We start from the raw sequence: 11,398 nt of genomic DNA, 5'->3' as shown, positions 1-11,398 counted from the left end.
GTGAAAGAATTGAAGATTGAAGCAATTAAAAAAGTCCTTTCTGAATTCTCTCTTTTTCGAGAATTAAACGATTATGAATTAACGAAAATCACTGATATCGCCATTTCCAGGGAGTGGAAAAAACAAAGCCATGTTTTTCTCCAAGGGGACCCGCTTGAAAATGTTTATTTCATATATGACGGCAAAATCAAGGTATACAAAAGTGATGTGAATGGGAAAGAACAAATTGTAGCAATCATGAAAAAAGGTGAAATGTTCCCGCATGTGGGTTTTTTCAGAAAAGGTGATTATCCCGCATATGCTGAAGTTCTTGAGTCATCTACATTGATCGCTGTTCCGATATCCAAATTTGAAGCGGTGCTGATCGATAACCCCGAGCTCTGCATCAAGGTATTCAGAGTTCTAGGTGAAAAGATTGTTGATTTACAAAACCGTCTTGAAGAACAAATCCTCAATAATACCTATGAGCAAATCGTCAAACTCCTTATTCGGATTGGTCAAAAGCATGGCAAAGAGTTAGAAGATGGAACGATATTGCTTAAGGCTGAATTCACGAATAAGGATCTTGCGAATATGATTGGTACAACACGAGAAACAATCAGCCGTACCCTCACAAAAATGAAAAAGGATGAATTAATCGAAGTAGATGTTGAAGGCAATATGATATTAGATATAGAAACGCTAATGGAGGAAATCCATCTTATTTAAGATAGTAAAACAACGCAGCCTTTAAATGGCTGCGTTGTTTTTATTTTATTGCCAGTTGAAGCATTTCTTTCATGTCTTCTTGAGCTGTACCTATTAATTTAAGGTTAAATGTTTCTTGAAGGACCTGTAAAACACCTTTGGAAATAAATTCAGGAGGTTTTGGCCCAATACGGATATCCTTAATTCCTAAACTAAAAAGTCCAAGCAGAATGGCAACCGCTTTTTGCTCAAACCACGATAAAACAATACTAACCGGAAGTTCATTAACTTCGCAGCCAAAGGCATCTGCCAGTGCCAAAGCAATTTTCACAGTTGAACCTGAGTTATTGCATTGTCCTAAATCAATATACCGCGGAATGTTTGTTCCGGGAACGACTCCATAATCAACATCATTAAAACGGAATTTACCACAGGAAGTTGTTAATATAACCGTCTCCGGAGGTAATGAAGTTGCAAGCTCACGATAATATTCTCCACCTTTTCCGGGTGCATCACAACCCGCTATCACAAAGAAGCGTTTAATTTTACCTGCTTTCACTGCATCAATTACTTCAGGAGCTAAACCCAGAACCGTCTCATGGTGGAATCCGGTAAGTAATGTTTCCTCGGATTCAATATTAGCTTCCGGAAGCTCTAATGCTCTTTCAATCAAAGGTGAAAAGTCATCATTGACAATTTTCTGCACATTTTCAAGACCGGCCACTTCATAGCTGTACATACGATCTGCATACGTACCTTTAATTGGCATCACACAGTTTGTTGTTGCTAAAATCGCACCGGGAAAATTCTCAAATAAACGGCGTTGGTCATACCAGGCCTTCCCGATGTTACCTTTTAAATGAGTGTATTTCTTTAATGCCGGATACCCATGTGCAGGCAGCATTTCCGAATGGGTATAAATATTGATTCCTTTCCCCTCGGTTTGTTTTAATAATTCCTCTAACGCAAATAGATTGTGACCGGTAACAACAATGCATTTACCTTCAATTTTATTTTGGCTGACACGGATTGGCTCAGGAATACCCAAACGTTTTGTATGGGCTTCATCAAGAATCTCCATTACACGGACAGCTGACTGACCTACTTTCATTGCCATATCAATATGTTCCTGAACATTGAAGTTTGAATTAGTTAATGTCATATAAAGTGCTTCATGTGTTGTCGCATCAACAAAAGGATCTGTAAATCCAAGCTGGTTCGCATGGGTGCGGTAGGCTGCAATACCCTTTAAACCAAATATAATCGTGTCTTGTAAGCTGGCAATTGTTTCATCTTTACCACATACGCCTATTACTTTACATCCGCCGGATGGGGTTTGTTCACATTGATAACAGAACATTTTTATCACTCGCTTTCCCTAAATTACAGCTTAAGCATACATAGGCTGCCATATTTTTAATGTGATATACATCACATTAAATTAAGTTGTAACAAATCGTTCAAAAAGATATAGCGAAAATATGTAAGGCACCAACTTAGTGGAAAAAGCATATGATATCGTGTAAAATTTTGGAAAGAGAGGGAACCGCGATGTCATCTATGCTTCCAGGAAATCAAAATAACCCTAAGAAATCCAAGCAGGAACCGTTTGGTGATTTAATAAAATCCATGAACGATTTTTTCAATGAAAAACCGATAAGGGGGTTTTTACAATCCATAGATGATTTTTTCAACAGTCCATTTCCTTCGGGGGCGTCCTTTCATGTTGAAACAATTAAAACCGGTAATGAATATGTTATTACCGCCGAATTACCCGGTGTAAATAGAAATCAAATTCATTTAAATACTTTTGGAAATTATTTAACGATCTCAATAGAAAATAATGAACTGATAAACGAAGAAGATGAAAATAATCAGTTATTTCGCCGGAGGCAGTTCCATCAAAAAACTTCTAGGACAATAGCTCTTCCGCAACCAATCAACGAAAAGAAAATCAAAGCTTCCTATCGGGATGGATTATTGCAAATTCGAATTCCACAAGAAAAAGGGAAAATTATTGAGATTGAAGATTAAACAAAAGTCAGTGAAGTCAGGCAATGCTACCGGGTATGTATTTACTTGAATATCTAAGCGTGGAAAATTTAAAAGACGGCCTACGCCGTCTTTTCCTATTTTCCTAAGCTTTAAACATTCCACCGAAGCCTTTTACAAGTGATGATACTTGGTTTACCGCATTCATCATTTGGCCCGCAGTATTCATCATTTTATTAAAATCAACTGAACCATCCTGAGACTTAAAAGAGTTCATAAAAGATTGCATTCCTCCTGCTTGTTTCGGGATGGCATTTTGCTTTGGATATGGATTCATCATTGGATATCCATTCAGAGGCATATATTGATTTTGTTGTACCATCTCTTCCTGAGGCTGAAGTGGATTTTGGAACAGAAATTGCGAATCCTTCTGTTGAAACTGCTGATTTGAATAGGCTCCAGATTGCACGGCAGGTCCCGGCTGATAGTTTTGACCGTATGGTTGGTATTGTTGCGGATAGTACGGATTTTGCTGTTGGTAGAGGTTCCAATCATAGGTTGGTTGTGGCGGTTGAAAGGGATAGGGTTGATTGGCTGAAATTGGTTGATGAGTCCTTGGATGATTTATTGGGCCCCCGTGCATCATTTGCCCCGAATATCCATAATTCAGATAGGGATTTGGTCTATTTTTACCGAACATGGGCAAACATCTCCTCCGATTTTCATTACTGCATTTTATGATGAATTCGCCTCATTGGTGATTATTTTGAAAGGATGGACACTGTCGTAAATACAAGAATTTTGTCTAAAGTTTAAATATTTTAAAAACTAGAAATCCCTTTTTTTCGTGTTACGATAGAAAAAATGATGGAGGAGGAGTTATATATGGATATTCGTGAATTAAAAAGCAAATTTATTCAAAGTCGGGACTACAACACTGATGATGCTAACGCATTAATGGATTTTGCTAAGAAAGCGTATATTCACAACGAAATTGACATTAAAGACTATCGCCTTCTTGTCCGCGAGCTTGAAAAGCAAGGCGCGGTGATACCTGACAATTATAAGGAAAACTCCCTCATCGAAAATTCAAAATAAGTTCTTAAAAGAGATGCCGACAAAAGCATCTCTTTTTTAAAAACCTAATTCTTTTCTTATTTCCAATAAAAAGTAATCCACAGTTCGGTTGGTGTTTAAAAACCTTGAACGGCTTGTTTCCGGAAAAAAGGATTGGATAGATTGCTGTTCGATATGTTCGGATGTAGTGTCTATTTGCTTCAAATGAATATGTTTATGCGGATTCTCTTTGAGCCGGATTTTCATTAACCTTTTCCATTCTTCGTTAATAGCTTTTACTTCATCAGTAAAAGGTTTAATCACTTCATGAAAATCCTTCTTAATCCCTTTCTCCCGTGCTTCCTGATAATTCTTTAGAAATAAGTGATTGTAATGTAATAGTTTTTCGGTTAATGCGGCAATTTCTTTAGACATCTTTTTTGTGTTCCTTTCTCAAAATAAAAAGTAGCGTTGAAATTCCAAAGCTACTCTAAAAAATTCTCTTTTATTTTAGCTTCAATTAAAATCCTAATTCAAGTTTCAAGGACCTTGTGACTTGTATTGGATTAGAATTTGTGACATCTTCGGCTGAAAATTTGCTTAAATTTTCAAACTCCTTTTCTATTACCGATAGCCTTTGTTCATGAACTTTTAGTTTTTCCAACTCTTTTTGATCTAAACTGAGGCGAAGGTCTGAAAATGATGCTTCGAGTACCAATTCCAATTCTTCTAATTGATCGTAAATTTCCGTCAGCGTCGAAAGCAGCTTTTCCTTTTCGGACAATGATTTTTTCATGAATAAAAAACCTCCTCACGTTTATCTATAAAGGATTAATTCTCTTTCTTTTTCCTGCTTCCTTCTACCTTGACAAAACTAGAAGCTTTTCGTCAAAGATAGTGCCAAAGTGGCAATTTTACATTTCATTTTCGACAAAATGAATAATTCGCATGAAAAATAAATTCCCGCACATGCTAATTATGGAGGTGTTTATTGATGCCAAAAAAAGATAAACAAAACAAAAAACAAGGTCGTGCTGCAACAGATCAAAAAACCGGCTTTGGCGATAAAAAGCTCGAAGGGCCAAATCGTCCTGCAGAATAAGAAAAGCGGAAGCGCCCGTTTAGCGCACGACAGGACTGGAGCGCTTCGACTGAGATAAAGTCAACACGAATCGCGTTTTTTGCTTTTTCGTGTTGACTTATCGTAGGGAGTAGAGCGAAGTACACTAGTCCCTGGGCGCTGGAGCTAGACAGGTATCTTAGTTCAAAAATTTATACTTTCTAATCGTTTAAAAAAGCAAGGGGCTAGTCCCTTGCTTTTTTATTTCCAGTTCTGCAGATTTAAAGCTTTATGGAGGGAGAGCATTAATTGAAGCTGGTTTGACTTCGCAAAGTACCAATCCGTTAGATGGATGTTATGGCGATGCCTAGGAGGAAAATAAAACCATTTAGGTGACACCCTTCTTTCTTTACTCCAATCCTTATAAGCATGTTGATGATGCTCAATTATGGGAAAGCTTGTCCTTAACATTGGAGTTTTCCAAGTTGTTTTATTTTTAAAATATTGTTCATAATCGTGTCTGGAACCTGTATGCGGAGTTTTTTCCGCAAACTCAAAAAAGTAAGGAAAAAGACGCGGGTGAAAAAGAATGTTGGCAAGCCTTTTTCCAAGATCAATTCTTTTCGAAAGGGATCGAAAGCCATTTACACTGGCACCGTAAACTTCTCCACCACGTGTAGGAAACAATACACAACTAAAATGGAGCCAATCTTGAAAAGAAAAAACTATGGATCGAAAAACCTTTTTCCTATATACCGGATGATCAATAACCGGTGTTTGAATCACATTTTGCTCATTGATAATTAAAGCAGTAGTCAGTCTGTACCTATCACTTTCAGTCCAATATCGATTCCATTCTCCTTGAATAAAGGCAGAAACATTAAAATATGGAAGTAAATGAAACATTGGCCTGTTTATTTTCGTCGAATATTGGTAAAGCAATAATTGAGGATATACATCATGGAAAATCAACCAATTTGCACGCTCATAAGTTAGAAAAAGTTGTTTTCTCGTTATTGGGTCTAAAAGTTGGTGGAAAATGGTACCTTCAAGGTCACACATATTCCACCCCCCATTTCTTGAAACCATGCTGGCAAGGAAGGACCATATGATATCGGGATTCTTTTTAAAATAAGCAAAATAAGCGTCAGTCCTTGAAATATTATCTATATTTTTCCTGTTTGTTTCACTTAGAATTTGACGGATGATCTCATTCTCCTGTATTGTTAGATGATTCATATTCTACTTCCCTTAATAGATGATAACTAGTTTTTTAGAGTTTGATCGTTCTGCGAAAAATGAATCATGTTTTCTTCTGAAAATCGCTGTACAATTATTCTTAGCATGTGCTAGTCATTTATTTTTATACACCCAAATATGACACAGATTTGGTATGATAGGTAATAGCTTGAGAGGTGCTTATCATGAATTTTAACTATCCGAACGGTAAACTGTATAATCCAAAATATGCGGAGCAGGCGTTTAAAGCAAAAAATGAAAAAAATGGTTCCTATAGCAATAGGGGTATGACACTTGAAGAAGATTTAAATGAAACGAATGAATACTACAGAGAAAGAAAAATTGCTGTTATTCATAAAAAACCGACTCCTGTCCAAATTGTCCAGGTAGATTATCCAAAAAGAAGTGCAGCAGTTATTAAAGAAGCCTATTTTAAACAAGCATCTACTACCGACTATAACGGTGTCTACAAAGGTAGATACATTGATTTTGAGGCGAAAGAGACGCAAAATCCAACTTCTTTCCCTTTGAAAAATTTCCATCAGCATCAGATTTGTCATATGGAAGAAGTATTGAGGCAGGGCGGACTCTGCTTTGTAATCCTTAGGTTTACAAGCTATGAGCAGGTTTATTTGATGGAAGCGAAACACTTACTAGTATTTTGGGAAAGAATGGTTAAGGGCGGAAGAAAATCGATTACTAAAGAAGAAATCGAACAAAAAGGGCATTACATCCCGCTTGGATTTCAGCCAAGAATTGACTATATTAGAATAATAGATACTTTATTTCATTTTTCTTAAAAGGACTTTTAGTCATGGTTAGAAAGGAAGGAAATTATAATGGCAGATCAGCCTCAATCAAGAGAGGAGCGCCGAAAGCAACACCAGGTAAAGGGGAAACAAAAAGGAAAAAAAAAATCCGTAGGTTTATGGAAGAAAATATTTCTCACCCTTATTGCACTTGGTATCGTTGGAATTTTGGCCGGAGTGGGTACTTTTGCCTATTTAGTTAAGGACGCTCCTAAACTTGATTCTAAATTATTAAAAGACCCAATTTCATCAAAAATATTAGATAAAGATGGAAACTTAATTGCTGAAGTTGGCGCAGAAAATAGAGAATACGTTGCCTATCAGGATATACCAAAGAAATTAGAGGATGCAATCCTTGCAACTGAGGATTATCGATTTTATCAACACCATGGTATAGATTTTGTTCGCCTTGGAGGTGCTGTTTTAGCCAATCTACAGCATGGTTTTGGTGCGGAAGGCGGCAGTACCATCACTCAACAGGTGGTCAAAAATTCATTTTTATCACCAAAAAAGACATTGAGACGAAAAGTGGAAGAAGCTTGGCTTTCTTATCAACTGGAGCAACAATATACAAAGCATCAAATATTTGAAATGTATGTCAACAAAGTGTTTATGTCACAAGAAAGCTATGGTATGGCCACAGCGGCAAAGACCTATTTTGGTAAATCATTAAAAGAGCTTTCTCTCCCGGAATATGCCTTGCTTGCCGGGATGCCGCAAAGTCCGAGTAATTATAATCCTTTTTTACACCCTGATTTGGCGGAAAAGAGACGTAATATTGTCTTAACCCTTATGAATCAGCATGGCTTTATTACAAAGAGTGAAATGGAAGCAGCGATGAAAGTTCCTGTCCAATCCACTTTAGTGAAGGAAGATCAGCGAAAGATTAATGAAAAGCCTTATGATTCCTTTGTTGATACGGTCATTAATGAAGTCAAAGCAAATACTGATTTTGATATATATTCAGACGGATTAACGATTTATACAACTGTGGACCCAAAGGCGCAAACATATGTGTATAATCTACTTAATTCAAATGATATAATTAATTACCCGGATGATAAATTCCAAGCTGGGATTACCCTGCTTGATACGAAGACAGGCGAAATCCGTGCAATTGGCGGGGGAAGAAATCAACAAGTTAAACGTGGATTTAACTACGCAGTGGACACGAGACGCCAGCCCGGTTCGACGATAAAACCAGTTCTCGATTATGGTCCTGCAATTGAATATCTTAACTGGGGAACTTATCAGACAGTTGAGGATAAACCCGTAACTTATTCAACAGGGAAAACATTTGGAAACTGGGACAATAGATATATGGGCCCAATGTCGATAAGAACTGCACTGCAATTATCCAGAAATACGCCTGCCGTCCAGACATTACAGCAGGTCGGGCTTGATAAGGCAAAAAACTTTGCGATCAACCTCGGGATTCCATTAAAAGAGATTTATGAATCCTATGCAATTGGAGGTTTCGGCGGAAAAACTGTCGGTGTATCTCCTCTTGAAATGGCCGGTGCATATAGTGCTTTTGGAAATAACGGTATTTATACCAAACCACATGCCATCAAGAAAATCCAACTACGAGATGGTACAGTAATGGATACAACACCTCAACCAAAGGTGGTTATGAAAGATTCTACGGCCTTTATGATAACAGATATGTTAAAAAGTGTACTTGAACCGCCAGGAACAGGTACAATGGCAAAAGTACCCGGGCTACCTATCGCAGGAAAAACCGGTACGACAAACTATACCGATCAAGAGTTAAAACAATGGAATATTAAGAGCAGTAAGTCGGTTCCTGATGCTTGGTTCACGGGATATACGACTAATTATACAGCATCCATTTGGACGGGTTACGAAAACCGTTCAACACCAATCGTTCCAGGTCCTAATCAAAAAATAGCCCAAACTATTTTTAAAAACCTAATGGCCTATGTTTCGAACGGGACCAATACACCTGACTTCACCGTACCAAATAGTGTTCAGAAGGTCAGAATTGAAAAAGACTCGTTGCCACCGGTATTGGCTGGTCAGTATACACCTGATAGCGAGGCTATTACAGAGTGGGCTGTTAAAGGCCATGCACCTACTACAGTATCTCAAAAATATAACAAGCTTGATGCACCAACAAATGCAGCAGCAAAATACGATCAAACAAAAAATGCAATTACTCTTACATGGGATTATAATAAATCCACAAATCCAGGTGTTCAGTTCGATGTAACAACGGACAGCGGTGCGGAACCAACACATACTACAATCGCTGAAAATACGTTGACGATCCCGAATCCTAGCCCTGGAGCAAAATATAATTTTACAATCGTTGCAAAAAGTACAGATCAAACAAGTGATCCTGTGACTGTATCGATTGAAATTCCTAAGCCAACCACTGACCAAGGTAATAATACTGGCCAGGGTAATAGCGGGGCTGTAATTCCGCCAGGTGGTACTACCCCTGGCAGTGGCTCCGGTACTGGCGGTACTCCTGGTGGTACTCCTGGCGGTACTCCTGGCGGTACTCCTGGCGGTACTCCTGGCGGTACTCCTGGCGGTACTTCTGGTGGTACTCCTGGCGGTACTTCTGGCGGTACTTCTGGCGGTACTACTGGTGGTACTCCTGGTGGTACTGGCGGTGGCTCTAAGGGACACTAAAGATTAAATTGGAAGCTCAGCTTCCCTACACAGCATAAACGGTAAAAAAGCGTCTAGCCATTTGGCTTAGACGCTTTTTTCATAATATTTTTTTTCATATATTGCTTCTCTTGTTCAACCATTAGCTCAGACAATTGGCGGAACGAGTGAAATAAATTTGGCCTGGACATTATAAATTCAAACCGTTCTTCTATATTTACTGGTTTGTATTCTATATGATTCCACGGGATGGGCTCTTGAAGTATGACTTGCTTCTCGTTTGTCCAAAACACGAATTGCAGAAACAGTTCTATCCCCTTTTTCATGCTTACTAATGTGTTAATTTGATCCCGATTACGGTACAGTTCCTCAAGCACTACTTTTACTTTTAGCCATTCTTCAATTATCTGTGAAATTGCTTCATTAGAGTTTTGACATGAATTATATAATTCAACGTGCTTATCCATTTGCGGCCACACTACCTTTAATCCTCTTTTTCCCTTCTCTGCATACCTCTAATAAAGGGCAAACAGGACATTGTGGATTTTGGGCTTTGCAATGATATCTGCCAAAAAAAATCAATCGGTGATGTGTAACCGACCATTCTTCTATTGGGATCTTTTTCATTAAGGTCTTTTCTACTTCAAGTACTGAGTCTTTCCAGCGGCAAAAACCTAATCTCTTACTTACACGTTCTACATGCGTATCAACTGCAATTGCAGGAACATTAAATGCAACAGAAGCAACAACATTTGCCGTTTTCCTGCCCACACCGGGGAGCTTTGTCATTTCATCCCGGTCTGCTGGAATTTCCCCATTATATTCTCCCTGAACCATTCGACAAAGGCTTTGGATATTTTTGGCTTTGTTACGGTACAGACCAATAGAGCGAATATCATTTTGTAGCTCTTCAAGAGATACATTTAAGTAATCCGCAGGAGTTTTATACTTCTTAAATAACTCTTTTGTGACCTTGTTAACAAGGACATCAGTGCACTGTGCAGATAAGGAGACGGCAATTATTAATTCAAATGGATTTGAATGATTTAATTCACAATGGGCATCAGGAAACATATTGCCCATTTCATCAAGACAATAACGGATTTGAGCATTTTTTAACAAAATAGTCACCTACCAATTTTAAAGCAAAAGATTTTATTAAAAATGAAACAAACGAGAGAATGGTTTCTCTCGTAAGGTACTTTTATTGTTCCAACCAATTGTAAAAAGGAATGGAAGAAGATGGATTTGGCTCTTCCTTTACTAATCGATTTTGCTGTTGCTTTTGGCGGAACTTTTGACCATGATTTTTTGCTTGCTCGATTGTTCTAATCCCATTTTTCTTCCATTCAAATAGAATACGATCAATATATCGGAAGTTTAATTTACCAGAAATAACTGCTTCTCTTAAAGCAGTTTTAATGATGATAGGGTCGTGATGGTCATCATCCATCCACATAGCAAGCGTTTCACATTCAAAAGGAGATAACGGACGTCCAAACTCCTTTTCGAAACAGGTGTATAGGTCCGTCTCATCTGCCTTCCTACTTATTTCTTTACTATTTTTATTTTTCATCAAGAACCTGTCAACAAGTCTTTCCCATAATGGTCTTACAGAATACTTTTCAAAACGAATCCCATCATTGGTATAGCCGTCAATTATTTCGATAAACCCTTTTTGAATTAGCTTTCGGAGCATTTCATTGCAGTCAGAAATGGAAATTGTCATACGGGATGAAAGCTCCTCCGGAGTAGGAAATTCATTTCCCTTTTCTAAAAAAGCAATGATATTTAATAAAAGAACAAGTTCGAATTCATTTATATTAAGATTTTTGTATTCAGATAATAAAACAGCAGGAATTGTAATATTTCCTTCCTGAAGCCAAGATATTATGTTTGATTTCATCATTATGAC

Annotated in this window: 13 protein-coding genes; 5 read left to right on the top strand and 8 right to left on the bottom strand. The window is 37.8% G+C overall.

What is annotated here, in order from left to right; genetic code table 11:
- The first annotated feature begins 9 nt into the window (after window positions 1-9).
- The gene (locus tag J2S10_RS03395) at window positions 10-708 is read left to right on the top strand and encodes a Crp/Fnr family transcriptional regulator (RefSeq protein ID WP_307404361.1); all 699 of its coding nucleotides are present in this window, start codon (window positions 10-12) and stop codon (window positions 706-708) included.
- A gap of 40 nt (window positions 709-748) precedes the next feature.
- On the opposite strand, the gene hcp is transcribed toward J2S10_RS03395, so the two are convergent.
- Window positions 749-2,047, bottom strand: coding sequence for a hydroxylamine reductase (gene hcp, locus J2S10_RS03390; RefSeq protein ID WP_307404359.1), 1,299 nt, complete (start codon window positions 2,045-2,047; stop codon window positions 749-751).
- 191 nt (window positions 2,048-2,238) lie between these two features.
- Here hcp and J2S10_RS03385 point away from each other — a divergent pair, with 191 nt between their 5' ends.
- Window positions 2,239-2,721 carry an Hsp20/alpha crystallin family protein gene (locus tag J2S10_RS03385; protein WP_307404358.1) on the top strand — a complete coding sequence of 161 codons (483 nt, stop codon included), beginning with the start codon at window positions 2,239-2,241 and terminating at the stop codon, window positions 2,719-2,721.
- A gap of 103 nt (window positions 2,722-2,824) precedes the next feature.
- Here J2S10_RS03385 and J2S10_RS03380 read toward each other — a convergent pair whose 3' ends face one another.
- Window positions 2,825-3,379 carry a YppG family protein gene (locus J2S10_RS03380; protein WP_307404356.1) on the bottom strand — a complete coding sequence of 185 codons (555 nt, stop codon included), beginning with the start codon at window positions 3,377-3,379 and terminating at the stop codon, window positions 2,825-2,827.
- 185 nt (window positions 3,380-3,564) lie between these two features.
- On the opposite strand from J2S10_RS03380, the gene yppF reads away from it, so the two are divergent.
- Window positions 3,565-3,777, top strand: a complete 213-nt coding sequence (gene yppF / locus J2S10_RS03375) for a YppF family protein (RefSeq protein WP_307404354.1) — start codon at window positions 3,565-3,567, stop codon at window positions 3,775-3,777.
- Between the two features lie 36 nt (window positions 3,778-3,813).
- Here the strand turns inward: yppF and J2S10_RS03370 are convergent, their stop codons facing one another.
- From J2S10_RS03370 to J2S10_RS03360, 3 genes are all read right to left on the bottom strand, one after another.
- A complete protein-coding gene (locus tag J2S10_RS03370; RefSeq protein ID WP_307404352.1) occupies window positions 3,814-4,170 on the bottom strand; it encodes a DUF1798 family protein in 357 nt (118 codons plus the stop codon).
- A gap of 85 nt (window positions 4,171-4,255) precedes the next feature.
- Complete coding sequence (locus J2S10_RS03365; protein WP_307404350.1) at window positions 4,256-4,531, bottom strand: hypothetical protein; 276 nt, start codon at window positions 4,529-4,531, stop codon at window positions 4,256-4,258.
- Window positions 4,532-5,056: 525 nt separating this feature from the next.
- On the bottom strand, window positions 5,057-6,034 hold the full coding sequence (locus J2S10_RS03360; RefSeq protein ID WP_307404348.1) for a DUF2515 family protein: 978 nt from the start codon (window positions 6,032-6,034) through the stop codon (window positions 5,057-5,059).
- Window positions 6,035-6,219: 185 nt separating this feature from the next.
- On the opposite strand from J2S10_RS03360, the gene recU reads away from it, so the two are divergent.
- Window positions 6,220-6,834 carry a Holliday junction resolvase RecU gene (gene recU, locus J2S10_RS03355; RefSeq protein WP_307404346.1) on the top strand — a complete coding sequence of 205 codons (615 nt, stop codon included), beginning with the start codon at window positions 6,220-6,222 and terminating at the stop codon, window positions 6,832-6,834.
- A gap of 39 nt (window positions 6,835-6,873) precedes the next feature.
- On the top strand, window positions 6,874-9,504 hold the full coding sequence (locus J2S10_RS03350) for a penicillin-binding protein 1A (RefSeq protein WP_307404344.1): 2,631 nt from the start codon (window positions 6,874-6,876) through the stop codon (window positions 9,502-9,504).
- A gap of 53 nt (window positions 9,505-9,557) precedes the next feature.
- Here the strand turns inward: J2S10_RS03350 and J2S10_RS03345 are convergent, their stop codons facing one another.
- From J2S10_RS03345 to J2S10_RS03335, 3 genes are all read right to left on the bottom strand, one after another.
- Window positions 9,558-9,950, bottom strand: a complete 393-nt coding sequence (locus J2S10_RS03345) for a YpoC family protein (protein WP_307404342.1) — start codon at window positions 9,948-9,950, stop codon at window positions 9,558-9,560.
- Window positions 9,943-10,605, bottom strand: coding sequence for an endonuclease III (gene nth, locus J2S10_RS03340; protein ID WP_307404340.1), 663 nt, complete (start codon window positions 10,603-10,605; stop codon window positions 9,943-9,945). Before nth ends, J2S10_RS03345 begins: the two co-directional genes overlap by 8 nt.
- Window positions 10,606-10,687: 82 nt before the next feature.
- Entirely contained in the window at window positions 10,688-11,389 is a 702-nt protein-coding gene (locus J2S10_RS03335) for a DnaD domain-containing protein (protein ID WP_307405136.1), read from the bottom strand.
- Between the last annotated feature and the right edge of the window lie 9 nt (window positions 11,390-11,398).

Source organism: Neobacillus ginsengisoli (assembly GCF_030813055.1).
This window is presented reverse-complemented; position numbering and strand designations above follow the sequence as displayed.